This is a genomic window from Streptomyces sp. NPDC085927, assembly GCF_044540975.1.
In the GTDB taxonomy this organism is placed as follows: domain Bacteria; phylum Actinomycetota; class Actinomycetes; order Streptomycetales; family Streptomycetaceae; genus Streptomyces; species Streptomyces hirsutus.
The window spans coordinates 558,295-582,581 of sequence record NZ_JBITSN010000004.1 but is presented as its reverse complement, the minus strand read 5'-3'; the positions used below and the strand labels follow the sequence as shown (position 1 = coordinate 582,581).

The 24,287-nt window shown below is 73.1% G+C and carries 25 protein-coding genes; 17 read left to right on the top strand and 8 right to left on the bottom strand.

Annotated features, from left to right (window positions below; all coding sequences use genetic code 11):
• Window positions 1-60 precede the first annotated feature (60 nt).
• The 8 genes from ACIF80_RS14555 (at window position 61) to ACIF80_RS14520 (ending at window position 9,442) form a co-directional block, all read left to right on the top strand.
• A complete protein-coding gene (locus ACIF80_RS14555) occupies window positions 61-468 on the top strand; it encodes an STAS domain-containing protein (protein WP_399803885.1) in 408 nt (135 codons plus the stop codon).
• 224 nt (window positions 469-692) lie between these two features.
• Complete coding sequence (locus ACIF80_RS14550) at window positions 693-1,592, top strand: STAS domain-containing protein (protein ID WP_399803882.1); 900 nt, start codon at window positions 693-695, stop codon at window positions 1,590-1,592.
• A complete protein-coding gene (locus tag ACIF80_RS14545) occupies window positions 1,589-2,008 on the top strand; it encodes an STAS domain-containing protein (RefSeq protein ID WP_399803880.1) in 420 nt (139 codons plus the stop codon). Before ACIF80_RS14550 ends, ACIF80_RS14545 begins: the two co-directional genes overlap by 4 nt.
• Window positions 2,008-2,448, top strand: a complete 441-nt coding sequence (locus tag ACIF80_RS14540) for an anti-sigma regulatory factor (protein WP_399803878.1) — start codon at window positions 2,008-2,010, stop codon at window positions 2,446-2,448. The genes ACIF80_RS14545 and ACIF80_RS14540 overlap by 1 nt, the downstream gene beginning before the upstream one ends.
• On the top strand, window positions 2,448-3,524 hold the full coding sequence (locus ACIF80_RS14535) for a SpoIIE family protein phosphatase (RefSeq protein WP_399803876.1): 1,077 nt from the start codon (window positions 2,448-2,450) through the stop codon (window positions 3,522-3,524). Before ACIF80_RS14540 ends, ACIF80_RS14535 begins: the two co-directional genes overlap by 1 nt.
• Complete coding sequence (locus ACIF80_RS14530) at window positions 3,521-5,275, top strand: PP2C family protein-serine/threonine phosphatase (RefSeq protein WP_399803873.1); 1,755 nt, start codon at window positions 3,521-3,523, stop codon at window positions 5,273-5,275. The genes ACIF80_RS14535 and ACIF80_RS14530 overlap by 4 nt, the downstream gene beginning before the upstream one ends.
• A gap of 332 nt (window positions 5,276-5,607) precedes the next feature.
• Complete coding sequence (locus ACIF80_RS14525) at window positions 5,608-6,984, top strand: NAD(P)/FAD-dependent oxidoreductase (protein WP_399803871.1); 1,377 nt, start codon at window positions 5,608-5,610, stop codon at window positions 6,982-6,984.
• Between the two features lie 142 nt (window positions 6,985-7,126).
• On the top strand, window positions 7,127-9,442 hold the full coding sequence (locus ACIF80_RS14520; protein ID WP_399803868.1) for an FUSC family protein: 2,316 nt from the start codon (window positions 7,127-7,129) through the stop codon (window positions 9,440-9,442).
• Between the two features lie 72 nt (window positions 9,443-9,514).
• On the opposite strand, the gene ACIF80_RS14515 is transcribed toward ACIF80_RS14520, so the two are convergent.
• The 3 genes from ACIF80_RS14515 to ACIF80_RS14505 all read right to left on the bottom strand — a co-directional run bounded on the left by ACIF80_RS14515 (window position 9,515) and on the right by ACIF80_RS14505 (window position 11,479).
• On the bottom strand, window positions 9,515-9,946 hold the full coding sequence (locus ACIF80_RS14515; RefSeq protein WP_042172336.1) for a hypothetical protein: 432 nt from the start codon (window positions 9,944-9,946) through the stop codon (window positions 9,515-9,517).
• Window positions 9,943-10,788 carry a SigB/SigF/SigG family RNA polymerase sigma factor gene (locus ACIF80_RS14510; RefSeq protein ID WP_399803865.1) on the bottom strand — a complete coding sequence of 282 codons (846 nt, stop codon included), beginning with the start codon at window positions 10,786-10,788 and terminating at the stop codon, window positions 9,943-9,945. Before ACIF80_RS14510 ends, ACIF80_RS14515 begins: the two co-directional genes overlap by 4 nt.
• Window positions 10,789-10,990: 202 nt before the next feature.
• A complete protein-coding gene (locus ACIF80_RS14505) occupies window positions 10,991-11,479 on the bottom strand; it encodes an ATP-binding protein (RefSeq protein ID WP_399803863.1) in 489 nt (162 codons plus the stop codon).
• A 454-nt stretch (window positions 11,480-11,933) separates the two neighbouring features.
• On the opposite strand from ACIF80_RS14505, the gene ACIF80_RS14500 reads away from it, so the two are divergent.
• Window positions 11,934-12,389 (top strand): cyclic nucleotide-binding domain-containing protein, encoded by a 456-nt coding sequence (locus ACIF80_RS14500; RefSeq protein ID WP_399803860.1) that lies wholly within the window; start codon window positions 11,934-11,936, stop codon window positions 12,387-12,389.
• A gap of 42 nt (window positions 12,390-12,431) precedes the next feature.
• Here ACIF80_RS14500 and ACIF80_RS14495 read toward each other — a convergent pair whose 3' ends face one another.
• Together ACIF80_RS14495 and ACIF80_RS14490 are read right to left on the bottom strand one after the other, a co-directional pair.
• Window positions 12,432-13,820: an MFS transporter gene (locus ACIF80_RS14495; protein WP_399803857.1), complete on the bottom strand. Its 1,389-nt coding sequence runs from the start codon at window positions 13,818-13,820 to the stop codon at window positions 12,432-12,434.
• Window positions 13,821-13,897: 77 nt separating this feature from the next.
• Window positions 13,898-14,515, bottom strand: a complete 618-nt coding sequence (locus ACIF80_RS14490) for a LysE/ArgO family amino acid transporter (RefSeq protein ID WP_399803854.1) — start codon at window positions 14,513-14,515, stop codon at window positions 13,898-13,900.
• A gap of 70 nt (window positions 14,516-14,585) precedes the next feature.
• Between ACIF80_RS14490 and ACIF80_RS14485 the strand changes: the two genes are divergently transcribed.
• The 3 genes from ACIF80_RS14485 to ACIF80_RS14475 all read left to right on the top strand — a co-directional run bounded on the left by ACIF80_RS14485 (window position 14,586) and on the right by ACIF80_RS14475 (window position 16,344).
• Entirely contained in the window at window positions 14,586-15,482 is an 897-nt protein-coding gene (locus ACIF80_RS14485; protein WP_399804004.1) for a LysR family transcriptional regulator ArgP, read from the top strand.
• Between the two features lie 154 nt (window positions 15,483-15,636).
• Window positions 15,637-15,882: a WhiB family transcriptional regulator gene (locus ACIF80_RS14480; protein ID WP_399803852.1), complete on the top strand. Its 246-nt coding sequence runs from the start codon at window positions 15,637-15,639 to the stop codon at window positions 15,880-15,882.
• 102 nt (window positions 15,883-15,984) lie between these two features.
• The gene (locus ACIF80_RS14475; RefSeq protein WP_399803850.1) at window positions 15,985-16,344 is read left to right on the top strand and encodes a DUF488 domain-containing protein; all 360 of its coding nucleotides are present in this window, start codon (window positions 15,985-15,987) and stop codon (window positions 16,342-16,344) included.
• Between the two features lie 79 nt (window positions 16,345-16,423).
• Here ACIF80_RS14475 and ACIF80_RS14470 read toward each other — a convergent pair whose 3' ends face one another.
• Together ACIF80_RS14470 and ACIF80_RS14465 are read right to left on the bottom strand one after the other, a co-directional pair.
• Entirely contained in the window at window positions 16,424-18,097 is a 1,674-nt protein-coding gene (locus ACIF80_RS14470) for an FAD-binding dehydrogenase (RefSeq protein ID WP_399803847.1), read from the bottom strand.
• A gap of 16 nt (window positions 18,098-18,113) precedes the next feature.
• The gene (locus tag ACIF80_RS14465) at window positions 18,114-18,767 is read right to left on the bottom strand and encodes a TetR/AcrR family transcriptional regulator (RefSeq protein ID WP_399803845.1); all 654 of its coding nucleotides are present in this window, start codon (window positions 18,765-18,767) and stop codon (window positions 18,114-18,116) included.
• A gap of 211 nt (window positions 18,768-18,978) precedes the next feature.
• On the opposite strand from ACIF80_RS14465, the gene ACIF80_RS14460 reads away from it, so the two are divergent.
• From ACIF80_RS14460 to ACIF80_RS14450, 3 genes are all read left to right on the top strand, one after another.
• Window positions 18,979-20,286, top strand: a complete 1,308-nt coding sequence (locus ACIF80_RS14460) for an acyltransferase family protein (RefSeq protein WP_399803842.1) — start codon at window positions 18,979-18,981, stop codon at window positions 20,284-20,286.
• A gap of 48 nt (window positions 20,287-20,334) precedes the next feature.
• The gene (locus ACIF80_RS14455) at window positions 20,335-21,081 is read left to right on the top strand and encodes an MBL fold metallo-hydrolase (protein ID WP_399804001.1); all 747 of its coding nucleotides are present in this window, start codon (window positions 20,335-20,337) and stop codon (window positions 21,079-21,081) included.
• 71 nt (window positions 21,082-21,152) lie between these two features.
• A complete protein-coding gene (locus tag ACIF80_RS14450) occupies window positions 21,153-22,388 on the top strand; it encodes a DUF4032 domain-containing protein (RefSeq protein ID WP_399803840.1) in 1,236 nt (411 codons plus the stop codon).
• 71 nt (window positions 22,389-22,459) lie between these two features.
• On the opposite strand, the gene ACIF80_RS14445 is transcribed toward ACIF80_RS14450, so the two are convergent.
• On the bottom strand, window positions 22,460-23,332 hold the full coding sequence (locus ACIF80_RS14445; protein ID WP_399803838.1) for a universal stress protein: 873 nt from the start codon (window positions 23,330-23,332) through the stop codon (window positions 22,460-22,462).
• 85 nt (window positions 23,333-23,417) lie between these two features.
• On the opposite strand from ACIF80_RS14445, the gene ACIF80_RS14440 reads away from it, so the two are divergent.
• Together ACIF80_RS14440 and ACIF80_RS14435 are read left to right on the top strand one after the other, a co-directional pair.
• Window positions 23,418-23,744 carry a VOC family protein gene (locus ACIF80_RS14440; protein ID WP_399803998.1) on the top strand — a complete coding sequence of 109 codons (327 nt, stop codon included), beginning with the start codon at window positions 23,418-23,420 and terminating at the stop codon, window positions 23,742-23,744.
• Between the two features lie 155 nt (window positions 23,745-23,899).
• On the top strand, window positions 23,900-24,253 hold the full coding sequence (locus ACIF80_RS14435; RefSeq protein WP_399803836.1) for a UBP-type zinc finger domain-containing protein: 354 nt from the start codon (window positions 23,900-23,902) through the stop codon (window positions 24,251-24,253).
• Window positions 24,254-24,287 lie beyond the last annotated feature (34 nt).

Sequence of the window (24,287 nt, the reverse complement as noted above, 5' to 3'; positions counted from 1 at the left end):
CGGGGTAGGCGCCTGCGCGTACGGCCGGACCCGGCCGTCGGCTCGATGTGGGAGGTATGTGTGTCCATGGCCCTGAACCCGCTGTCCGTGGAGGTGACCGTGGTCCGGGAGGATGTCGCCCTGCTCACGGTGCAGGGCGACCTGGACGCCGACACCGGGACCGAATTCCAGCATCACCTGGCCAACCAGCTCCATCACGGGCGCCGGCACTTCCTGCTGGACCTGGCGGCGGTCCCCTTCATGGACTCGTCCGGAATGAACATCATCCTGCGCGTCTACCAGGAAGCCCGGGAACTGCCGGGCAGCGTGCACATCATCTCCCCCACGCCCGCGGTACGCCGCATCCTGGACCTGACCGGCGTGAGCATCACGGTCCCGGTGTCCCAGAGCACCGAGGAGGCGCTGGAGCGGGTCGACGCCACGCCCGGTGGGTCACAGCAGCCGGAGACAGGACGACCGGAGTCCTGAGCCGAGCCCGGGGAGGTCCGGCGCATCGTCGCGCCGGACCTCCCCGGCTCTCGCACGGGCCCGGGTGCCCGGCGCGCGGCGCCCGCCACCTTGCGGGACCCCGACTCCGGCACAGGATGCCGCGCAGGTCCGGGGCGTCGTTAGAGTGGTCGTCCGGCCGGGTCCCGGCACCCTTTCGTGGCCCGGCGCGGTATCGGTGCGGAAACGAAGACGAGGAGACACAGGTGCCTGAGCACGAAGCGGGCGGACCGCTGGGAACGCCGACGCTCGAGGTCAGGGACTTCCTACGGCGCAGGCGTGAGCAGATCGCGCAGCGGTGGGCGGACGAGCCCCTGTTCCGTACGGTGTTCACCCTTTCCCGCGACGAAGCGGTCGAGGCCGGCAAGGCAGTGGTCGACGCCCTGGCCCAAGTCGCCGACGCGCAGCGGGTGGAGGACTCGGACGCCGCCGGATTCACCGGTGTGCGGGAGCAGTTGGCGCGGATGAGCGCGTCCCGCTCCCGGGCGGGGCTGTCCATCACGCAGGTGTCGAACGAGCTGGCCGCCCTGTGGCCGCCGGTCGACAATCTCCTCGCCTCCGAACTGGAGGAGAGGCCGGTCGAGGAGCTGCGGGCCTGCGCGACCATGCTGAGCACGCTCATGGGTACCCTGCGCGTGGTGGCCATGCAGACGGCACTGAGCGAGGGGCAGGCGCTCATCGACCGGCAGCAGCTGCAGCTGATGGAGGTGGCGACGCCGGTCATCAGGCTGTGGGACGGGATCGTCGCGGTCCCGCTGATCGGGACGCTCGACAGCGCCCGCAGTCAGGTGGTGATGGAGACGCTGCTGAACGCGGTGGTCGACCAGCACGCGCGGTTCGCGATCCTCGACATCACCGGGGTGCCGACGGTCGACTCGCTGGTGGCGCAGCACCTGATGAAGACGGTCGCGGCGGCCCGGCTGATGGGCGCGGAGTGCGTCGTCTCCGGTATCCGCCCGGCGATCGCGCAGACCATGGTCCACCTGGGCCTCGATCTCGGCTCCGTACTCACCCGGGCGAGCCTCGCCGACGCGCTGGGCTACTGCCTGCACGAGCTGGGAGTCGCCGTCTCGAGTCCCGCGGCCGGCAGTGCGGTCCGCCGGTGAACGAGGCGTACTCCCGCCCCGGAGCGGGACACGTGCCGGTGCTGAGACTTGGCGACATTCTGTTGGTGACCCTCCAGGGCGATCTGCACGACAGTACGGCTCAGCAACTGCAGCAGGACCTGTCGGAGACCATTGTGAGCGCCGGGGTCACGGGGGTGGTGATCGACATCTCCGGCGTGGAGATCGTCGATTCCTTTCTCGGGCGGGTGCTCGCCGAGATCGCGGCGCAGGCCTCACTGCTCGCCGCCCGGACCGTGGTGGCCGGAATGCGGCCCGCGGTCGCCATCACACTGGTGGAACTGGGCCTGACACTGCCGGGGCTGCATACCGCGCTCGACGCCCAGGCGGCGATGGCACTGCTCGAGCAGCCCGTCGTGCTGTCGCACGCGGGCGGTATGCGCCGGGAGCGTGCGTGATGTCCACCGCCTCGGAGATCGAGGCCAGCCTGCCCATCCGTTCGGACATGGACCTGGTGTGGGTGCGCCAGCACGTGCGGCAGGCAGCCGCCCTGCTCGGCTTCGGTCTGGTGGACCAGACGAAGCTGGTCACCGCGGCCAGCGAGCTGGCACGCAACACCCTGGTGCACGGCGGGGGCGGACAGATGGACGTCGCCCCGGTGACCGCCGGGTTCGGCCACGGGCTGCGGCTGACGTTCAGTGACAACGGGCCGGGCATCGCCGACCTCGACCGGGCACTCAGTGACGGCTTCACGTCCGGCGACGGGCTGGGGATGGGTCTGGGCGGTTCCCGGCGCCTTGTGCACGAGTTCGAGGTCGAGAGTGCGGAGGGGTCGGGGACCACGGTGCGGGTGACCTCGTGGGTGAACCGGCCGCCCCGGGCACGGGAGGAGGGCTGATGCCCCGTGTCTGGGACGTGCCGGTGCGGGACTCCACCCGCATACGGGACGTCCGCGTCGCCGCCGAGGACGCGGCGGCCCTGGCCGGTCTCGACGAGCGGGGTACCGCGGCCGTTTCCCTGGTGGCCACGGAGCTCGCCACCAACCTCCTCAAGCACGCGCGGGACGGTGAGGTACTCGTCGACGTGGTGGAGCCGCCGGTGCTGCGCGAGGGCGGGCAGGGCCGGGTCGTACAGATCGCGGCGATCGACCACGGGCCCGGCATCGCCGATGTGGCCGGGGCGCTGCGGGACGGGTTCAGCACGACCCGCTCGCTGGGGGCGGGCCTCGGCACCTGCCGGCGGCTCTCGGACGACTTCGGCCTGCACAGCGTCCTCGGCCGGGGCACGGTGGCGGTGGCCCGCGTGGGGCACGGTACGCCCCCGGCGCCCGACGGGGGTGGCCGGGACGGCGGTCCGCAGGTGCCGGTGATCCGTGCCGGCGGAGTCAACGTCCCCTACGCCGGAGCCGATCACTCGGGGGACGCCTGGACCTGGGTCAGGTCCGGGGACCGGCACACCCTGATGCTGGCCGACGGGCTGGGTCACGGCCCCGAGGCGGCCCGCGCCTCGACCGCCGCGGTGGACGCGGTGCGCGGCCGGCCCCATCTCGGCCCTGCCGAGATGCTGCGCCTGATGCACGCGGAGCTGGGCGCCACCCGGGGCGCGGCCGTCGCGGTGGCCCAGCTGGACGCCCGGTCCGGGCGGCTGTGGTTCGCCGGGATCGGCAACATCGGGGCCCGGGTGCGGGAGGGCGACCGGTGGCGGGCCCTGCTCTCCAGGCCCGGCATCGTCGGGGTCCACCGGCCCGGCACCATTCGCGAGGACGAGTTCGCGTGGTCCGCCGACAGCGTGCTGGTCCTGCACACCGACGGCCTGCCCAGCCGCTGGACCCCGCCGTCGGACCCGGGTACGGCGGCGGCCGACCCGGCCGTGACGGCCGCCAAGGTGATCCGTGACGCGGGCAGCGCCGCCCGTCCGGTGCGGGACGACACCGCGGTGGCCGTCATGACCTCCTCACCACCGGACCATCCATGACGAACACATGGCAGATCGACAGCGTGACCGATGCGGCAGCCGCGCGTGCGGCTGCCGCGCGGCTTGCCGCCCGCCACGGGGTCCCGGCCCTCGAGCGGGCCCGCCTGGCCGCGGCGCTCGGCGCCCGGCTGCGGCAGTGCCTCGCCGAGGGCGGCACCTGGCGGCTCACCCTGGGCGTGTGCGGCGCGGGCAGTGGCGGGGATGCGCTGCACGCCGTACTGGCGCCCCCTCCGGACGCGTCCGCCGCCGGAGAAGGAACACGATGGGAGACGACGGTCCCGTTGTCCGGGGCGGACCGGCCGGGCGGCACCGGCGACAGCGACAGCGACAGCGACAGCGACAGCGACATGGTGCCCGGTGACGATCCGGTGGTCCTGTCCCAGGCGCTGATGAGCGCCGACGCGGACACCGCCCTGGTGCTCGACCGGCTCGCCGAGCAGGAGGCGCTGGTCGCCTTCCACCGGGACGAGCTGCACCAGACCAACCAGGGCGTCCTGGCCCTGCACGCCGAACTCGACGCGGCGGGCCGCGCCCAGCGGGAGGCCTTCGCCGCCGAGCGCCGGGCACGCAACGAGGCGGAGAACGCCCGCCGCAGGCTGACCTTCCTGGCGGACGCCAGCGCCGTGCTGAACACCTCGCTGAACCACGGCGAGATCGTGCGCCGGCTGCCCGAACTGCTGGTGCCGCGGTACGCGGCCGAGGTCGGCATCTGGCTGTTCGACGAGGAGGACGATCCGCACCGCCCCCTGCCCCGCCCGGCCGCGACGGTGCGCGCGGCCCGCACCGGTCGGCCGCAGTACGCCGCCGATCATCCAGGGGGGCTGCGCGGCGTGGACGACCAGCCGCCCTCCGTCCTCCACCCCGACCGGCCCCTGCTGTGCGTCCCGCTGCTGACGCACCGGGCGCCGCTGGGCGTGCTCACGCTGTCGCCGCCCGGTGAGCGCTGGGATCCGGACGACGCGGTGATGCTGATCGAGCTCACCCGCAGGGCCGGCATCGCCATCGACAACGCCCGCCGCTTCGAGCACAACCGGGACATCGCGGAGACGTTGCAGCGCGCCCTGCTCACCGAACTGCCCACGACGCCGGGGCTGAGTCTGGCCGCACGGTATCTGCCGGCCACCCACGGCATGAACATCGGCGGCGACTGGTACGACGCCTTCCACCGGCCGGACGGGAGTCTGATCACGGTCATCGGCGACGTGACCGGGCACGGGCTGCACGCGGCGGTGATGATGAGCCAGTTGCGCACCGCGCTGCGCGCCTACGCCGTCGACGACGGCAGTCCCGGCCGGCTGCTGAGCCGGCTGCACAAGTTCCTGCACCGGCTCCAGCCGAATCTGTACGCCACAGCGGTCATCGCCCGGTTCCACCCGGACGAGTCCACGCTGACGTGGGCTGCCGCGGGGCATCCGCCGCCGGTGCTGCGGCTGCCCGACGGGCGGGTGCGCATCCTGGACGCCAAGCCGGGTGCGATGCTCGGCATCCCTCTGGAGCAGGAGATCGCCGACCACACCGAGCAGGTGGGGCCCGGCTCGACGCTGACGCTCTACACGGACGGACTGGTCGAGCGCCGTGCCGAGGGCATCGATCCGGGCATCGAACGGCTCTCGGCCGCGCTCGGCTCGTTCGGCCCCGCGGAACTCGACACGGACCTGGAGGACGCGGCGGACCGGATCCTGAATCCTCTCCTCAGCGACTCCGAGCGCGACGACGACGTCTGTCTGCTGCTCTGCCACCTGCAGGGCTGATCGCCGCCCGCCGGTCTCCTCCCTCAAGGTCCCACAGGTTCCCCAGGTCGCCGGTCGGCGTTCGGGTGTGTCCGCCCGGTGGCCGGGCACCCACCGTACGGGGCGCGGGAACCCGCGGCCCCGCCCGCACCACGGTTCTCCCGGTGCGCTCCGGCACCGGTGCGGGCATCGTGGTGCCGAACGTGTGCGCGTGCCGGATCGGCGTCCGGACCCGGCCCGGAGCGCTGTCGCGATCGTGATGCGCTGCGATCGAGGAGGTGCGGGGCGGTGGTCCGGGGGCAGGTGAAGGGGCGTCGGCGTTCGGGACGGACCGTGTGGAGCCGCAGAAAGGGATGAACACCGTGACACGACCCAGGATCCTGGTGGTGGGCGCAGGCTTCGCCGGAGTGGAGTGCGTCCGCCGACTGGAGCGGAAACTCTCCCCCGGCGATGCCGAGATCACCCTGGTGACACCGATCTCCTACCAGCTCTATCTGCCGCTCCTCCCCCAGGTCGCCTCCGGTGTGCTGACCCCGCAGTCGGTCGCCGTGTCGCTGCGCCGCAGTGCGAAGTACCGCACCCGGATCATCCCGGGCGGTGCCATCGGCGTGGATCTGAAGGCCAAGGTCTGCGTCATTCGCAGCATCACCGGCCGGATCGTCAACGAGCCGTACGACTACATCGTGCTGACCCCCGGCAGCGTCACCCGCACCTTCGACATCCCCGGACTCACGGACCACGCGTTCGGCATGAAGACACTGGCCGAGGCCGCCTACATCCGCGACCACGTCATCGCCCAGCTCGATCTCGCCGACGCGAGCGAGGATCCGGCCGAGCGGGCCTCGCGGCTGCAGTTCGTGGTGGTCGGCGGCGGCTACGCGGGCACCGAGACCGCGGCCTGCCTGCAGCGGCTGACCCATGCCGCCGTCGAGCGCTACCCACGGCTGGACCCGGGCCTGATCAAGTGGCATCTGATCGACATCGCGCCGAAGCTCATGCCCGAACTGGGCGAGAAGCTCGGGCGCAGCGCGCAGGAGATCCTCACCCGGCGCGGCATCGAGATCTCGCTGGGCGTCTCCATCGCGAAGGCGGGGCCGACGGAGGTCACCTTCACCGACGGCCGGGTGGTTCCCACCCGCACCCTCATCTGGACGGCCGGCGTGGTCGCCAGCCCGCTGATCGCCACGCTCGGCGCGGAAACCGTGCGCGGACGGCTCGCGGTCACCGCGGACATGTGTCTGCCGGGCGAGGACGGGGTCTTCGCTCTCGGTGACGCCGCGGCGGTGCCCGACGACGCCAAGGGTGTGGAGGGCGCGGTGTGCCCGCCGACCGCGCAGCACGCCATGCGGCAGGGCAGGCAGGTGGCCGACAACATCATCGCGACGCTGACCGGCCGGCCGCTTCAGCCGTACCACCACAGGGACCTCGGGCTGGTCGTGGACCTCGGCGGCACCGACGCCGTCTCCAAGCCGCTCGGCGTGGAGCTGCGGGGCCTGCCCGCCCAGGTGGCGGCCCGCGGATACCACTGGTCGGCGCTGCGCACCAATGTGGCCAAGACGAGGGTGATGACCAACTGGCTGCTGAACTCGATCGCCGGCGACGATTTCGTACGGACCGGCTTCCAGGCCCGCCAGCCCGCCAAGCTGCGGGACTTCGAGTACACGGACGTCTATCTGACTCCGGAGCAGGTGCGGGCGCACGTCGAGGAGGCGGGCCTGGCCGTGCGGTGACCCGGCTCCCGCGGCCGCTCCGACCTTCCGCGGGCCGTGCCCGGCCGGTGTTCCGGCTGGTGGGAGCCCCCCGGTGGATCAGTGGCGGCACGTGCCATGCTTGCATTCCGATCAACGCGAGCTACGGGGAGTGTGCGGCGGCGTGAAGGCGGCGGGGTTCTCGGTACGGACGCGGCTGCGGGACCGCCTGGCGGCGTCCGATCCCGGGATGCTGCGGATGACGGCCGGGCTGCGGATGGTGGGCTCCCTCGCGCTGACGCTGGCCGTGCTCGCCGTGGCGGGGGCCGGTGTCACCCAACTGGTGGCGGGGGCGATGACCGCGGCGGTCGCCAACTTCGCCATCCGGGAGAAGCGGCGCGGGGGCCAGGCCGTCACGCTCGCCCTCGGTCTGCCGGTGGCGATGGTGTCCGTGTCGCTGTCCGCGGTGCTGAGCGAGCGGACCACTGCCGGGGACCTCTTCTTCGTCGTCCTCATCTTCTGCGCGGTGTACGCCCGCCGGTTCGGCGACCGCGGGACCGGGCTCGGGCTGATCGCCTTCCAGGTCTATTTCGTGTCCCTGTTCGTCGGCGCGTCCGTCGACGGACTGCCGGGGATCTGGGCCGCCCTGGCCGTCGCGTTCGGATGCAGTGCCGTCATGCGGTTCGCCGTCGTCCCGGTGACCCCGGCCGGGCTCCTCGCGCGGCTGCGGGAGGCCTTCCGTGCCCGGCTGGCGCAGCTCGTGACGGCGCAGCTGGCGCTGCTCGACGCCGACGGCGCCGGGGCGGACGAGGCTCTGGCGGACGTCCGCACGGGCACCGCCCGGCTGCACGAGACGGCTCTGATGATCCAGACCCGGCTGGAGCGGGGCACCCCCGACGCGTCGTCGGCACGGCTGGTGCAGCGCCGGATCGCGGACGCCGAGATCTCCGCCGAGCGGCTCGGCCTGCTGCTGCTCACCGCCCGCAGCGCCGAACGCGCGGACACGCTGACCCTGCATCTTCCGGGCGCGCCCGCCCCGGAGGCCGGCCGTACACCCGCGCCCGACGAGGCCACCGCGGCGCTGCGCCGCGATCTGCTCTCCCTGCGCACCCAGATTCTGCACGCCGGGCCCGGGGTGGAGGGGACGTCGATCGCGCATGTGCGCAACCGGCTGCTCTCCTACCGGGACGAGGAGAACCTGCCGGCCTGCTCCCCGGCCTTCCAGGACGTGTTCCGGGCCATCGGCGAGGCGTCCCGCGCGGTGATGGGCCTGCGGATCGCTCTGGACGGCCCGCAGGACGAGTCGGACGACACCCCCGCGACGGCCCGGTCCCGGGAGGAGATGGACGCCGAGGACGCCGCGATCGACGCCGTCGAGGAGGGCGAGCCGGCCGAGGAGGCCAAGGGGCTGCGGCGGCCCACCACCCGGGCCGCCGTCCAGGTCGCCGTGGGGTCGTCGCTGGCCATCGCCGGCGGTGAGCTGCTGTCCTCCCAGGGCTGGCACTGGGCGGTGCTGACCTGCTGGCTCGTCTTCATCAACACCGAGTCGACGGGCGAGATCCTGGTCAAGGGCTACCGGCGGCTGCTGGGGACGGTGCTCGGCGTCGTCGCCGGCATCGCGCTGGCGGGGCTGGTGGGCGGGCACACCTGGACCGCGTTCGCCCTGATGCTGGTGCTGATCTTCGCGATGGCGTACACGGCCCCGCTCTCGTACACGCTGATGTCGTTCTTCGTGACCGCGATGGTGGGGCTGCTGTACACGCTGCTGCACACCTACAGCTGGGAGGTGCTGGTCCTGCGCGTGGCCGAGACCGCGCTGGGCGCCGCCTGCGGGGTGTTCGCCGCGTTCCTGGTGCTGCCGGTGCGTACGGACCGGCGGACGAACGAGCTGCTGGGCACCGTGCTGGAACGGCTCACCGAGGTCACCGAGGCGGCCGTCGAGCAGCTCAGCGGCGGGCCCGCCGCCGATCTGCTGGACCGGGCGCGGGAGCTGGACAAGGCGCTGGGCGACCTGCGCGCCGCGACCAAGCCGCTCACCCATCCGGTCACTCCGCTGCGGGGCCGGCGCGACACCGCGCGGTACGTCGTGGCGCTCCTGGAGACCTGTGCGTACCAGGCGCGCTCGCTGGCGGCGACGGCCGAGCTGTTGCCGGCGCATCCCTCGATCGCGGCGGACCCCCGGCTGCGCGGAGCGGCGGCGCGCACCGTGCGCAACATCGCGACGATCGCTGCCCGGGTCGCGGGCGAGGACTCCACGGCCGGGATCGAGACGGGGCCGAGCTTCGCCTCGCTGCTGGGCGGTTCCGGCGACGACGGCGCGTCGCGCTATGGCCGGGTCACCGGCCGGGTGCTGCGGCACCTGGAGCGGCTGGACGAGGCGGTGGTGGGCCTCGCCCGCCCGCTGGGCGTCCCGCTGGCGAGCGCCGGCCGAAGCGACGGCCGAGCGGTGAAGGCCGCGCGCTCGGAGGACGGAAGCGACAGGTCCGGACGTCGTGGGTAGCGGGTGACGGGTGACGGGTGACGGGCTCAGGAAGCGGTGACCGCCGGACTCGGAAGCCGGTGACTGCCCGGCTCAGAAGTCGGTGGGAAGGCCGCTGGCCTCCGCGATGCCGCGCAGTTCGTCGTTCTGCCGGTGGCGCTGCCTGATGTAGTCGGCGATCTCGTCGAGACGGGACGGATCGGCTGCGGTCGTCGCGTCGGTGACCACCCTGACCGGTCCGCTCTCGTCGACCTCCAGCTCGACCACCTCGTTGTCCATGCGTCCGGTGACGGCCGTGGCGATGACGAGGGCGGCCTCGTCGCGGACCTCCTGGGGCAGTTCCTCGTCACCGCCGTCCAGGGCGAGGTCGAGACCGGACAGCCGGTGCTCCTCGATCGCCCGGAGCACCGGCTCCACCACGCGGAGGAGCAGGCGGTAGTCCTCGGTGTCCATCCGGATGCTCAAGAGGTCCAGGTAGACGTCCACGGGCCGTCCGTCGTCCGGCGGAATCTCGGATTCACTCATCGGCTCCGTGCTCCCCTCACGCGGCCGCCCATGGCGTCGGCCCGTACCCGGGCGCAGCTCCGGCTGATCAGCCGGGAGACGTGCATCTGGGAGATCCCCAGCTGGGCGGCTATGCGGCTCTGTGTCATGTCCTCAAAGAAGCGCATGTACAGGATGGTGCGCTCGCGTTCCGGCAGGCGGCGCAGGCCCTCCTTGGCGGACTCTCGGTCGACCACGATGTCGTAGGACGCGTCCGAGGTGCCCAGAGTGTCGGCCAGGCTGTAGCCGTCGTCGTCGGGTGACATCTCCGCGTCCAGCGACAGGGTGCTGAAGCTCTCCAACGCCTCCAGTCCGGCCGTGACCTCCTCCTCGGTCAGTCCCGTGTGCCGGGCGATGTCCGCCGGAGCGGGTTCGGGACTGCCGGGCGTCTGGGTGAGGTCCCGTCGGGCGATCCGTACCTTGTTCCGCAGTTCCTGCACGCGGCGGGGCACCCGCAGGGCCCACATCCGGTCCCGGAAGTGCCGCTTGACCTCGCCGGTGATGGTCGGGACGGCGTAGCTCTCGAAGGCTCCGCGGTCCGGGTCGAAGCGGTCCACCGCCTTCACCAGGCCGAGTGCGGCCACCTGGCGCAGGTCCTCGACGGATTCGCCGCGGTCGCGGAAACGGCCGGCGATGCGGTGGGCCATGGGCAGCCACGCGGTGACGAGCTCGTCGCGTACGGCGTCCCGCTCGGGGCCGTCCTCCAGGGAGGCCAGCCGGGTGAACAGGGCGGCGGTGTCGGGGGCGTCGTCGTGCCGCCTGCGAGGTGCTGCGGCCGTGGGGGCGGAGGTGTCGGGGCGGTCGGTGGGCGTGTCTATGAGCATGCGGTTTCGCTCCCGAACAGTTGTTGTGGGGGGATCTACCGTGGGGCGGCCGCTGTGAGGACGTCCGGGGGAAGTACCACAGCAGCCATGCCTCTCCCGCCGGTGCGCCGTCGGTCCGAGGCACGACCCTCCGACTGCCCTGTGCCCGGTGGCGCAAACTCCGCTTCGCTGCACAAAACCGGGGAAAGGGTTCGGTCGCAGTTCAGGGCAGGGGGACCAGCGCGCTGATGCACTTGCCGCCCGTGGGCAGGTCCCGGACGCGGATGTCGCGGGACAGCAGGCAGACGATGGGCCAGCCGTGACCGCCGGGCGTGAGGCGTCCCTGCGGCCCGGCCGCCGGCCGGGCGACGGGCAGTTCCGTACTGCGGTCGCTCACCGACACCCGTACGCCGGGGCCGGCGACGTCGACCCTGACGTCGGTGATGCCGCCGCCGTGCAGGATCGCGTTCGTGGTGAGTTCGGAGGCGACGAGCAGGGCGTCCGCGAGGGCGTCGGTGTCGCACGGCGTGTGCGTGGCGCGGCAGCGTTCGCACACCGCACGCTGCACGGCCTCACGCACCTGGGCCGGCCGGTAGGGGCGCCGGAGTGCGGACCGGACGGTGCCGGGCGGTTCCGTGGACAGCCCTTCCCCGGCGAGCGGTTCCACGGCGGGCTGCTTCATGTCGGCTGAAAACATGTGCTCCTGGCACATTGTTCGGCTCCCTGTTCGATGAGAAAGGTCACCCCCTTCCGGCTCACCCCTCATGGCACCGGCAAACCTTTCGACCCGTTCCGGAGCGATTGTCATCTCTGCGGAGCACCGGAGCACCGGAGCACCGGAGCACCGGAGCACCGGAGCACCGGAGCACCGGGGTAGCGGGCCGGCTCGGCGGATGCGGCGACCACCCCCTCGGAGTGAAACGGGTCACCCGACCCGATTCCGGCGGTACGAGCCCCGAGAGATGGTTTATCGTTCACACATATGTGGTGACGGAGTCGACGACCGTCCTCCCTGACCACCTTGTGCGGCCCTGGCTGGTTTCCCCCGTCCAGCCAGGGCTTTCCACTTCCCGGACCACGGCCGCTGCCGCCGAGGTGCCCCGGACGGCGGCAGCGGCTCCAATGGACGTAGGACCATCCGATGGCCCGGCGAGGAGCCCCGCCCCATGACCAAAGCGATCAAACTCTTGACCGCCCTGCCTCCGCCGCAGCGGGAGCGCATGATGGCGCTCGCTCGGGAGGTGTCCTTCCCCGAGGACACCCGGATCTTCGAGCCGGGAACCACCGCCGACCGCTTCTGGGTCATCCGCTCCGGGGCGGTGTCGCTCGATCAGCGGGTGAACGAGCTCCGGCGGGTCACGGTCGCCACGCTCGGCGCGGGTGACCTGCTGGGCTGGTCCTGGCTCTTCCCTCCCCACAAGTGGGACTTCGGCGCCGAAGCCTTCAGCCAGGTCCGCGCCTACGAGTTCGACGCGGCGGCCGTCCTGCGGCTGTGCGAGGAGGATCCGGCGCTCGGGCTGACATTGGTGCGCTGCGTCGCCGAGATCCTCGCGCACCGGCTGGAGGCGACGCGGGTCCGGCTGATGGAACAGCCGACGACGCGTACCCGCGGGGTCCTCTGAGGTTTGCTCCGGCGGGGCCCGCCGCAGCCGGGCGCGCTCGTCTCACACCCGGTAACGGCGCAGCGCCGGCATCGCGGCGGCCAGGGCGAGCATCACCACGACGACCAGCAGTCCGCCGCCCGCCACGGCCGTACGGGGGCCGAGGGAGGAACCGGCGGTGCCGTGCAGGACGTCGGCGAGCCGGGGTCCGCCCGCGACGACGACCGTGAAGACGCCCTGCATCCGGCCGCGCATCTCGTCGGTCGCGGCGGAGAGCAGGATCGCCCCGCGGAAGACCATCGAAACCATGTCCGCGACGCCGCCGACGGCGAGGAAGGCCACGGCGATCCACAGGCTGTCGCTGAACCCGAACCCCGTGATGGCGACGCCCCAGACCACCACGGACCCGATGACCATCCAGCCGTGCCGGCGGGCCCGGGAGAACGTGCCGGAGAAAAGTCCGCCCAGCACCGCGCCGATCGGGATCGCGGCGAACAGCAGCCCCAGCGCGAACCCTTCGCCGTAGGGGGCGTACGTCTCGGCGGCGAGCTGCGGGAACAGGGCGCGGGGCATGCCGAGGACCATGGCGACGATGTCGGCGAGGAAGGACAGCAGCAGGACCGCGTGCCCGGCGATGTAGCGGAACCCGTCCACGATCTCCCGGATGCCCGCGCGCCGCGCCACCGCGGCCCCGAGCGGCGGCAGGGCGGGCAGCCGGTACACCGCCCGGACGGTGACGCACAGCGCCAGCGCGTCGATCAGATACAGCTCCGCCAGCCCGACGACCGGGATGAGAGCGCCCGCGAGCAGCGGCCCCGCGATCTGCCCGGTCTGCATGACGGTGGAGCCCAGGGCGTTGGCGGCGGGCAGTTCGTCCTCGGGGACCAGGCGGGCGATGGAGGCGCTGCGGGCCGGGGCGTTCAGCCCCCAGAACGCCTGCTGCACCGCGAGCAGGATCATGAGCACGGCGACGGAGTCCAGCCCGGCGGCGGCTTGCGCCCAGAAGAGCACCGAGGTGACGGCGATACCGGTGTTGGTGATCAGCAGGAGGGTGCGGCGGTCCATGGCGTCGGCGATCGCGCCGCCCCACAGCGCGAAGACGATCAGCGGCAGCAGTCCCGCCAGGCTCGCGGCGCCGACCCAGGCGGAGGAGCCGGTGATGTCGTAGATCTGCTTGGGCACGGCGACGGCGGTGAGCTGGCTGCCGACCGCGGTGACGATGGTGGACGTCCACAGCCGGCGGTAGGCCGGGCGGCGCAGGGGCCGGGTGTCCATGGCCCAGCGGCGCAGGCCGCGCGGCCTGGGCGGTGCGGACGGTTCCGTCGGACCGGGCGCTCCGGACACGGCCGGCGCGGGCGGGCCGGCCGGCGCGGACATGGCCGGTCCGGGCGCGTCCCGTTCGGAGGCGGGCTCCTCGGCCCAGGGTTCGGTGCTGTTCTCGCTGGGGTCCACGACCGTCCCGGTTGGTGACTACATCTTGTTTCCGGGGATCACTATGGCAGCACCCGCGGCGGCACTCGCCCGCCGCCTCAGCTTCCGGCGATGAGTGTGCAGCCGAGGACGATCATGGTGGTGGCGACCAGGCCGTCCAGGACCCGCCAGGCGGTGGGCCGGGCGAGGAAGCGGCTCAGCAGCCGGGCGCCGAAGCCGAGGACGGCGAACCAGCAGAGGCTGGCCAGCACCGCGCCGAGCCCGAACGTCCAGCGCAGCGGCCCGTGGTCGGCGGCCACGGAGCCCAGCAGGAACACGGTGTCGAGGTAGACATGCGGGTTGAGCCAGGTCATCGCCAGGCAGGTGAGTACGGCCCGGCGGCGCGAGGTCACGGCCTCGCCCTCCGTCTCGAGCCCGGCCCCGGCCGGCCGGAACGCCCGCCGCGCGGCCAGGACGCCGTAGCCGAGCAGGAACGCTCCGCCGATCCAGCCGACCGCGGTCAGCGCGCCGGGCCAGGCCACGACCAGCGCGCCGACCCCGCCGACGCCCAGGGCGATGAGCAGCGCGTCGGACACCGCGCAGATGCCCACCACGGCGAGCACCGCCTCGCGGCGGACGCCCTGGCGCAGGACGAAGGCGTTCTGGGCGCCGATGGCGACGATCAGGGAGAGGCCGGTGCCGAATCCGGCGGCGGCGGTGGTCAGGGCGGCGGTCATGCACAGGACGCTAGAGGCCACGCCCCGCTGCAGTACAGCTAATGATTCTTACGTACCCTTAGCCGATGTGATGGACGACCTTCCGCTGGACCAGGTGCGGACCCTGCTCGCCGTGGTGGACGAGGGCACCTTCGACGCGGCGGCCGCGGCCCTGCATGTGACGCCCTCCGCGGTGAGCCAGCGGGTGAAGGCGCTGGAGCAGCGCACCGGGCGGGTGCTGCTGCTGCGGACCCGCCCGGTCCGGCCGACCGAGTCGGGCGAGGTGCTGGTGCGGCTGGCCCGCCAGGTGGCCCGGCTGGAGCGGGACGCGTACGCGGAGCTGGGTCTGAGCTCGGCCGGGGAACCGACCCGGGTGTCGGTGGCGGTGAACGCGGACTCGCTGGCGACCTGGTTCCTCGGGGCCCTCAGCCGCGTCCCGGCCGAGCTGCGCCTCTGCTTCGAACTGCGCCGCGAGGACGAGTCCCACACCGCCGTACTGCTGCGGGAGGGAGCGGTGATGGCCGCGGTGACCTCCTCGCCGGACGCGGTGCCGGGCTGCTCCGTACGACGGTTGGGCCGGATGCGCTATCTCCCCGCGGCCAGCCCGGAGTTCGCCGCGCGGTACCTCGCCGGTCCGCTGGAGGAGACGCTGCCGCGGGCACCCGTGGTGACCTTCGACCGGCGGGACGACTTCCAGGACGCCTTCGTCCGCCGGCTCACCGGCGGCCGCACCGGGGCGGGCACGGGGCGGCACCTCATTCCGACCTCGGAGGGGTTCGCCGAGGCGGTCGCCGCGGGCCTGGGCTGGGGCATGGTCCCCGAGACGCAGGCCGGCCCCCTGCTGCGGGCCGGCCGGCTCACCGTCTTCGCCCCGGACCGCGCGGCCGACGCGCCCCTGTACTGGCAGCAGTGGAAGCTGGACTCCCCGGCCCTGGCTGCGGTGGCCGAGGCGGTGGCGGCAACTGCGGCGACGGCGCTGCGGAGTTGAGAAGCCGGGACCGTGCTCCCGTCGTCGGCCGGCCGACGGTGTCCGCGGTGACGCGCGCCGCGGAGGCCGCTGTTTCATCCCGTGCCGACAGGTGACCCGTAAGGGAGCACGGCACCCCAAGGGTGCGTATCCACTGCGAATCAGGTGATTTCCCATGGACGACTGGCGGACCCGCGCGGCCTGCCGGGACGAGGATCCCGACCTCTTCTTCCCGATCGGGACCTCCGGCCCGGCCCTTTTTCAGACGGAGCAGGCGAAGGGGGTGTGCCGACGCTGCCCCGTCCAGCAGCAGTGCCTCGACTGGGCGCTGGACACGGGGCAGTCCCTCGGGGTGTGGGGCGGCACGAGTGAGACGGAGCGGCGCGCGCTGAAGCGACGCCTGAAGACGCGACGTGCCTGAGGCAGGCCCGCCTTCCGCCCTGTCCGTCCGCCGCTGCGCCCGCCGTGCCCGGCCCGGTGGGCGGCGTTAGGCTCGCCGGGAGAGCTCGGGAAGGGGCCGATCATGAGCGTGCGAGTGCGCCGTGTCTACGAAGCGCCCGAGCCGGACGACGGGATCCGTGTCCTGGTCGACCGGCTGTGGCCGCGTGGCCTGGCGAAGGACCTGGCCCGCGTGGACGAGTGGCCCAAGGGCCTGACGCCGTCGACGGACCTGCGCCGCTGGTACCACACGGGCGAGCGGCCGTACGAGGAGTTCCGCGGGCGCTACGAGAAGGAACTCGCCACTCCCGAGGCGGCCGAACTCCTCGACCACGTACGGGATCTGGTCACGCAGGGCCGGGTGACTCTGGTGACCGCGGCCAGGGAGCCGGAGACCAGCCACGCCGAGGTGCTGGCCCACCTCCTCGACGACCGGAACGGCTGAACTCTCCGGCCGCTCCGGCGTGTCCGAGGCACCGGAGCGGCCGGCAGCAGCCGTGTCCCTGCGGCCCGCCCCGAACCGGCTACGCCGTCTGCCGCGCCGCCGCCCGGCCCGCCGCGCGGCCCGAGAAGAGGCAGCCGCCGAGGAAGGTGCCCTCCAGGGCGTTGTACCCGTGGACGCCTCCGCCGCCGAAGCCCGCGACCTCGCCCGCCGCGTACAGTCCCTCGACCGGCCTGCCCTCGCCGTCCAGCGCGCGGGAGTCGAGGTCGGTCTGGATGCCGCCGAGGGTCTTGCGGGTGAGGACGTGCAGCTTGACGCCGATCAGCGGGCCGGCCGCGGGGTCGAGGATGCGGTGCGGGGTGGCCACGCGGCCGAGGCGGTCGCCTATGTAGCGGCGGGCGTTGCGGATGCCCTGCACCTGGGCGTCCTTGCTGAAGGAGTGGCCGAGCTGCCGGTCGCGGGCCTCGATCTGGCGCCGGACGGCGGCCGCGTCGAGGAGCGGCTTGTCGGTGAGGGCGTTCATCCGCTCGACGAGCTGTTCCAGGGTCGGGGCGGTCACGAAGTCCGCGCCCTCGCGCAGGAAGGCGTCGACCGGGCCGGGGGCGCCCTTGCCCAGGACGCGTTCGCGCAGGAACCCGGCCCGGTCCTTGGCGGTGATGTCGGGGTTCTGCTCGGAGCCCGACAGCGCGAACTCCTTCTCGATGATCCTCTGGGTGAGGACGAACCAGGAGTGGTCGTAGCCGGCGATGTCCTCGGTGGTGCGCAGGTGCTTGAGCGTGCCCAGGGTGTCGTAGCCGGGGAGGCAGGGTTCGGGCAGCCGGCGGCCGAGGGCGTCGAACCACATCGAGGACGGTCCGGGCAGGATGCGGATGCCGTGACCGTGCCAGACCGGGTCCCAGTTCCGTACGCCCTCGGTGTAGTGCCACATCCGGTCCCGGTTGACCAGGCGCGCGCCCGCGCGCTCGCTGATGCCGAGCATCCGCCCGTCCACGTGGGCGGGGACCCCGGTGACCATTTCCCGGGGCGGGGTGCCGAGCCGCTCGGGCCAGTGACGGCGGACGATGTCGTGGTCGGCGCCGATGCCGCCGCTGGTGACGATCACGGCCTGGGCGGTGAGTTCGAAGTCGCCGATCGCCTCACGGCTGGAGGCGACACCGCGCGGGGCGTCGTCCCGGGCGAGGACCACGCCCCGCACTCCGCTCACGGCGCCGTCCCGGGCGACCAGTTCGTCGACCCGGTGCCGGTGGTGGAAGGTGAGCAGACCGTCGCGCGAGGCCTGCCGGGCGTGGCCGACGAAGGGTTCGACGACGCCGGTGCCGGTGCCCCAGGCGATGTGGAAGCGGGGCACGCTGTTGCCGTGCCCGTCCGCGCGGAGGTCACCGCGTTCGGCCCAGCCGACGGTGGGCAGGAAGGAGATGCCGTGCCCGGTCAGCCAGGACCGCTTCTCCCCCGCCGCCCACTCGACATAGGCGCGCGCCCAGCGCACCGCCCAGGTGTCCTCGTCCTCGAGCCGGTCGAACCCGGCGCTGCCCTGCCAGTCGCTCCAGGCCAGGTCGAAGGAGTCCTTGACGCCGAGGCGCCGCTGCTCCGGGGAGCCGACGAGGAACAGCCCGCCGAAGGACCAGAAGGCCTGTCCGCCGAGGTTGGCGGCGTTCTCCTGGTCGACGAGGGCGACCCTGCGGCCCCGGCTGGTCAGTTCGTGGGCCGCGACCAGGCCCGCGAGACCCGCTCCGACGACGATGACGTCGGCATCCATGGCGACCGTCCCTTCCTCATCCGCGCCGGTGCGCGGCCGGTTCGGCGCTGCCGTCGGTCAGCAGCGCGGTCAGTAGTTGTTTCAGCCAGGCGCGGGCGTGCTCGACGTCCCCGTCCAGCAGCAGTTGGACGGTGACTCCGTCGTACGCGGCGACCACGGCGTGCGCGGCGCCCTCGACGGTGCCGAGAACGGCGGGCAGTTCGGTGTGCCCCCGGGCCCGGCCCAGGTGGTCCGCGATGGCGCGGCGCAGCCTGGCGCGGTGTTCCAGCAGGGTGCGGGAGACGTCCGGATCGCGGGCGGCGCGCACCAGGAAGTCGGTCTTCACCAGCAGCCAGTCCCGGTCGAGCAGCAGCACCTCGGTGACGCGGTCCACGGTGGCGGGCACGTCGAGGTCGGGGCCGCCACCGGCGAGGGCTGCGGAGACCTGTTCGGCGATGAGCTCGGCGCGCTCCGCGTACAGGGCGAAGAACAACTCGTCCAGGGTGGCGAAGTTCGAGTAGAAGGCGCCCCTGCTGTATCCGGCGGCCTCGCAGACCTCCTCGATCGAGACGTGCCCGAAGCCCTTGGCCGCGAACACGGCGAACGCCGCCCGGAGGAGGTCGGCGCGCGTGCGGACGCGGCGTCTGGTCACCCGTCCGGCCCCACGCCCCGTACTGCCGTCCCCGGTCATCCCGCCACCTCCGTTCGATACGCGAACGTATCCGATACATCGATGTATCCATAGCCCTCGGTGACGGGAACTTCCCGGTCCCGGTCGGAGCACGCGATGCGCCGCCCCTGCCCCTGCCCCTGCCCCTGCCCCTGCCCCTGCCCCTGCCGGAAGCCTGTCGTCCTCCCCCTCCACTCCCCCACACTGGGCCGCACACCTGCGGGGAGGGCCGATGGGCGCAGACACCGGGCGACCGGCCGGAGGCGGGCGACGCGGTGAACTCGATGTGCTGCGCGCCCTCGTCGTCCTCGGTCTGGTCTTCTTCCACGCCGCCCTGGTGTTCTCCCCCGACGACGACTTCTACGTCAAGAACCCGCAGACCAGCGGCGTGGTGACCGTCCTCGCCGGGTTCGGGGTGGTGTGGGCGATGCCGATGCTGTTCCTCGTCGCCGGTCTCGGCGCCCGGCACTCGCTCCGCCGCCGGGGACCCGCCGGGTTCGCCCGGGAGCGCCTGCTGCGGCTCGGTGTCCCGCTGGTCTTCGGCACCCTCGTCCTGTGCCCGCTCCCGCAGTGGCTGCGGCTGCGCGCGGCCGACTCCGGGTACGACGAACCGTACTGGCGGTTCTGGCCGCGCTTCCTCACCGTACGCCCGGACCTCGCCGACTTCCCCTTCGTGCTCGAGGGGGACCACTTCGAGACCGGACACCTGTGGTTCGTCGTACTGCTGCTGACCTTCTGTCTGCTGCTCGCGCCCGTCGCGCGGCAGTGCCTGGCCGCGGCCGGGCACGTCGTTCCCGCGCTGCGCCGCCACCCGCTCCTGCTTCTGCTTCCGGCGCTGCCGCTCGCCGCTGTCAACGCCCTGCTGGGCATGGAGGAGGGCTTCGCCGGCTGGAACCGCTGGGCCTACCTCCTGTTCCTCCTGTTCGGGTTCGCTCTCGCCGACGACGAGCAGGTCCGCGCCCTGATCCACCGCGCGGCCGTCCCCGTCGGCGTGCTCGGACTGGTCCTCTTCGCCGGGACGGCACCCGGATTCGTCGCCGGGGACGACCCGTTCACCGCGTGGACGTCGTTCGCGCTGGTCACCCGGGCGCTGTTCGGGGCGGCGGGCTGGTGCTGGGTGCTCGCGATCCTCGGCCTGCTGGACCGGCCCCGGAACGGCACGGCGAGGGGACGGGGCGGCACGGCGGGGGGACGGGGCGGCACGGCGGGGGAACGGGGCGGCGCCCAGGGGACACAGGACAGGGACCGGCTCCTCCACCGCGCCCTGCGGTACGGGGCACTTGCCGCGCTGCCGTGGTACGTGCTGCACCAGCCGGCCGTGGTCGCCGTCGCCTACGGAGTGGTCGGCTGGTCCGTGCCGGCGGCGGTCAAGTACGCCGTGATCGTGGCCTCCTCACTGGCGGTCGTTTTCACCGTCCACGAGTACGGGGTGCGCAGGACCCGGGTGACGCGCTTCCTGTTCGGGATGCGCACCGCGCCCCCGACCCGCCCCGTACCGGCTGCGACACGAACGGAACCGCCTCCTCCGACGACGTCCTGATCTGCTTTCCTGGTGGCTTCCGACAGGGACGACGGACTCGGGGCGATCATGCGCGCAGAGGTACGGCAGGTGGCAGACGGCACTCACCTGGTGCACGGCTCCCACACCAACTGGGTGATCCTCCGGGAGGGGGACGCCGTCACACTGATCGACACCGGGTACCCCGGCGACCGCGAACAGCTCCTCGCCTCCCTTGCGGAGGTGGGCGGTTCACCGGAATCGGTCGCGGCCGTCCTCATCACCCACGCCCACACGGACCACCTGGGCTCCGCCGAGTACCTGCGGGCCACGTACGGCACGCCCGTGTACGCGCACGAGGCCGAAGTCCCCCACGCCCGCCGGGACTTCCTCCAGCAGGTGACCGTCGGACAGGTCCTGCGCAACAGCTGGCGGCCGGGTGTGCTGCCCTGGGCACTGCACGTGCTGCGCTCCGGCGGCACGGCGCACGTGCCGGTCGCCGCACCCGAGCCGTTCCCGCGGTCCGGCCCGCTGGACCTGCCCGGCCGGCCGGTGCCCGTGCACACGCCCGGCCACACCGACGGGCACTGCGTCTTCCATCTCCCGCACCTCGGGGTGGTGGTGTCCGGCGACGCCCTGGTGAGCGCCCACCCGACGTCCCGGATCGACGGACCGCAGCTGCTGCCCCGCATGTTCCACCACGAGCGGGCCACCGCCGTCGGCTCGCTGGACATCCTGGCCAAGCTGGAGGGCGACCTGATGCTGCCCGGACACGGCCCCGCGCACCGGGGGCCCCTGGAGGATGCGGCGGAACTGGCCCGCGAACGCGCGCAATAGGGTGAGCGGACGACCACCGGTGTGATCATCACTCCGGAGACGGCCGCCCGCGAGACGAGGACCCCCGAGCCATGGCCCTGCAGATCAGCGCGACCAACCCGGAGCATCCCGCGCTCCTGCTGGAACTGCCCTGGCACCTGCCGCTCCAGGAGTGGCCCGAGCAGTACCTGGTACCGCTGCCGCGCGGCATCTCCCGGCACGTGGTGCGCTACGCCCGTGCCGGTGACGAGGTGATCGCCGTCAAGGAACTCGCCCGGCGGCCCGCACTGCGCGAGTACGAGCTGCTGCGCGGCCTGGACCGGATCGGCATCCCCGCGGTGGACCCGCTCGCCGTGGTCACCGGCCGCGCGGGCACCGGCGGGGAGCCGTTGGAGAGCGTGCTGATCACCCGGCACCTCGGCGGGTCGATGCCGTACCGGTCGATGTTCGAGACGACGCTGCGTCCGGCGACCATGCACCGGCTGATGGACGCGCTCGCCGTGCTCCTGGTGCGGCTGCATCTCGCCGGGTTCGCGTGGGGCGACTGCTCGCTGTCCAACACGCTGTTCAGGCGGGACGCGGGCGCCTACGCCGCCTATCTGGTGGACGCCGAGACCGGTGAGCTGCACCCGGAGCTGAGTCCCGGTCAGCGCGCGTACGACCTGGACCTCGCCCGCGTGAACATCAGCGGCGAACTGCTCGACCTGGAGGCCTCCGGGGCGCTGCACCCGTCCGTGGACCCCATCGAGTTCGGCACCGAGATCTGCGCCCGCTACGAGGGCCTCTGGCGGGAGCTGACCCGTACCTCCGTCTATCCGGCGGGCAAGTACCACTACATCGAGCGCCGGATCCGCCGGCTGAACGACCTGGGTTTCGACGTGGCCGAGATGCAGATCGAGCACGCCTCCAACGGCGACACGGTCACCTTCGTGCCGAAGGTCGTCGACGCCGGGCACCATCAGCGCCAGCTGCTGCGCCTGACCGGGCTGGACGCCGAGGAGAACCAGGCCAGGCGGCTGCTGAACGACCTGGAGAGCTGGATGGCCACCCAGGACGACCACACCCCCGACGGCGCTCTGCCCGGCGCCCGCCCGGAGGTCCTCGCCCACCGCTGGGTGCGGGAGGTGTTCCGCCCGACCGTGCGTGCCGTGCCGCCCGGACTGCGTGGCGCGATGGACCAGGCGGAGATCTACCACGAACTCCTCGAGCACCGCTGGTACCTGTCCGAGCGGGCCCAGCACGACATCGGTCTCGACACGGCGGTCGATGACTACATCAGGAACATCCTGCCCAAGGCCCGGGAGACGCTGCTGCCCCCGACCGACTGAACCGGGCGGGGCAGCGACCGGAGCGCCGACGGTGGCAGCCGGCCGGGCCCCGGCGTCCGGGACCGGCCGGTTCAGTCGTGCGGCACCACCGCCACCGGGCAGTCCGCATGGTGCAGGACGCCGTGGGCGACCGAGCCGATCCGGGCCCCGACGGCGCTGCGGCGCGCGCGGCGGCCGACGACCATCAGCTGGGCCGTGCCGGCCACCGACAGCAGTACCTGCCCGGCGCTGCCCATCTCCACCTGCTCGACGACGCGCACCTGCGGATGGCGCTCACGCAGCGGCGCGAGGGCGTCCGACAGGGACTTCTGCTCGTACGGCTCCAGGCCCCCGGCCTCGTCCATGAGACGCAGCGTGTCGGGGCTGTAGGCGAACATCGGCGGCAGGGTCCAGGCACGTACGGCGCGCAGGGTGGCACCCCGCGCGGCGGCGGCCTCGAAGGCGAATTCCAGCGCGGCGGCGCTGTCCTCCGGGTCGCCCTGCTGGCCGACGACGATCTCCCGCCCGGCGACCTCGCCGGACGGCATGTCCCCGGCCCGTACGAACACCACCGGCCGCCGGGCCTCGACGATCACCTGCTGACCGACCGAGCCGACCAGGAAGCCCATGATCCGCCCGTGCCCGCGGGAGCCGAGCACCAGCATCTCGGCGTCCGCGGCGGCGCCGGTCAGGGCCCCGACGGCGTCCCCCTCCAGGACATCGGTGGTCACCGCGAGAGCGGAGTGCCGTTCGGTGACCCGGCGGACCGACTCGGCCACCGCGTCACGCACCCACCGCTCCTGGGTGGCGGCGTCGCCGGCGTCGACCGCCTCGTGCGTCTGGAAGCGCCAGGCGTGCACCACCCGCAACGGCCGCCCCCGCCGGACCGCTTCCCTCGCCGCCCAGGCCAGTCCTGCGAGGCTCTCCTCGGTTCCGTCGACCCCTGCCGTGATCGGGCGCGTCATGCGGTTCCTCCTGTGTCGTGTCCACTACGCACGGTCCAGTCTTCCCTAACCTCCCCGCACGGCCTTGACCTGGGAGCAGGTGGTGATGGACGCGGCCGATCCGGTGGCGCCGGGACGCTGGTGGGACGGGGCCCTCGGCCGGGTGGTGCTCAACGATTCGCCCGACGGGTACGGGATCCGGCCGGAGCGGAACCGTCCGCCGGGGCTCGTCTTCGTGCCGGTGCCGGACGAACGCACCGCGAAGAACCGCCTCCACCCGGATTTCCGGCCCGGCGACCGGGCGGCGGAGGTCGCCCGGCTCCTCGCCCTCGGTGCCCGCCCGGCAAACGACGGCCAGGGCGAGCAGCCGTGGCGGGTCCTCGCCGGCCCCGGGATAAACGAGTTCCGCGTGCTCTCCTCACACCCTGCCTGAGCCTCGTCCTCGCCGCGCGCGACACCTGGTTCGAACCTACGATGGACCGGCTGCCGGTGGTGTTTCCGTGGCGCCGGGTACCGGACGGCGGCACCCGCTCTCCGGCACCGCTCGCGCTCACCGCCGGAGCCCCGACGACCTCCCGAGGAGCCGGCATGACCAGCGACCAGGCCATCGACCCCGGTGCCGCGCCGAGTGGCGCGGGATGCTCCGACTGCGACGCCGTGGGCGGCTGGTGGTTCCATCTGCGGCGCTGCGCGCGGTGCGGACACGTCGGCTGCTGCGACAGTTCGCCGGGGCAGCACGCCACGGCGCACTTCAAAGCCACCGGGCACCCCGTGGTCCGCACCTACGAACCCGGCGAGGCCTGGTTCTGGAACTACGCCACGGAGGAGCTGTACGAGTCGGGCCCGGACCTGGCCCCGCCCGCGAGCCGTCCGGCCGGCCAGCCGGCTCCGGGCCCGGCGGGGCGGGTCCCGGAGGACTGGAAGCAGAATCTGCGGCGCTGAGGAGCCCGCGGGACCGGGGCGGGACCGGGACAGG

Coding starts and splice junctions, on each gene's coding strand:
- ACIF80_RS14540 (WP_399803878.1), top strand. CDS start 2,008: ATGTCCACCGCCTCGGAGATCGAGGCCAGCCTGCCCATCCGTTCGGAC.
- ACIF80_RS14535 (WP_399803876.1), top strand. CDS start 2,448: ATGCCCCGTGTCTGGGACGTGCCGGTGCGGGACTCCACCCGCATACGG.
- ACIF80_RS14530 (WP_399803873.1), top strand. CDS start 3,521: ATGACGAACACATGGCAGATCGACAGCGTGACCGATGCGGCAGCCGCG.
- ACIF80_RS14525 (WP_399803871.1), top strand. CDS start 5,608: ATGAACACCGTGACACGACCCAGGATCCTGGTGGTGGGCGCAGGCTTC.
- ACIF80_RS14515 (WP_042172336.1), bottom strand. CDS start 9,946: ATGAGTGAATCCGAGATTCCGCCGGACGACGGACGGCCCGTGGACGTC.
- ACIF80_RS14510 (WP_399803865.1), bottom strand. CDS start 10,788: ATGCTCATAGACACGCCCACCGACCGCCCCGACACCTCCGCCCCCACG.
- ACIF80_RS14505 (WP_399803863.1), bottom strand. CDS start 11,479: ATGTGCCAGGAGCACATGTTTTCAGCCGACATGAAGCAGCCCGCCGTG.
- ACIF80_RS14500 (WP_399803860.1), top strand. CDS start 11,934: ATGACCAAAGCGATCAAACTCTTGACCGCCCTGCCTCCGCCGCAGCGG.
- ACIF80_RS14490 (WP_399803854.1), bottom strand. CDS start 14,515: ATGACCGCCGCCCTGACCACCGCCGCCGCCGGATTCGGCACCGGCCTC.
- ACIF80_RS14485 (WP_399804004.1), top strand. CDS start 14,586: ATGGACGACCTTCCGCTGGACCAGGTGCGGACCCTGCTCGCCGTGGTG.
- ACIF80_RS14480 (WP_399803852.1), top strand. CDS start 15,637: ATGGACGACTGGCGGACCCGCGCGGCCTGCCGGGACGAGGATCCCGAC.
- ACIF80_RS14475 (WP_399803850.1), top strand. CDS start 15,985: ATGAGCGTGCGAGTGCGCCGTGTCTACGAAGCGCCCGAGCCGGACGAC.
- ACIF80_RS14470 (WP_399803847.1), bottom strand. CDS start 18,097: ATGGATGCCGACGTCATCGTCGTCGGAGCGGGTCTCGCGGGCCTGGTC.
- ACIF80_RS14465 (WP_399803845.1), bottom strand. CDS start 18,767: ATGACCGGGGACGGCAGTACGGGGCGTGGGGCCGGACGGGTGACCAGA.
- ACIF80_RS14460 (WP_399803842.1), top strand. CDS start 18,979: ATGGGCGCAGACACCGGGCGACCGGCCGGAGGCGGGCGACGCGGTGAA.
- ACIF80_RS14455 (WP_399804001.1), top strand. CDS start 20,335: ATGCGCGCAGAGGTACGGCAGGTGGCAGACGGCACTCACCTGGTGCAC.
- ACIF80_RS14450 (WP_399803840.1), top strand. CDS start 21,153: ATGGCCCTGCAGATCAGCGCGACCAACCCGGAGCATCCCGCGCTCCTG.
- ACIF80_RS14445 (WP_399803838.1), bottom strand. CDS start 23,332: ATGACGCGCCCGATCACGGCAGGGGTCGACGGAACCGAGGAGAGCCTC.
- ACIF80_RS14440 (WP_399803998.1), top strand. CDS start 23,418: ATGGACGCGGCCGATCCGGTGGCGCCGGGACGCTGGTGGGACGGGGCC.
- ACIF80_RS14435 (WP_399803836.1), top strand. CDS start 23,900: ATGACCAGCGACCAGGCCATCGACCCCGGTGCCGCGCCGAGTGGCGCG.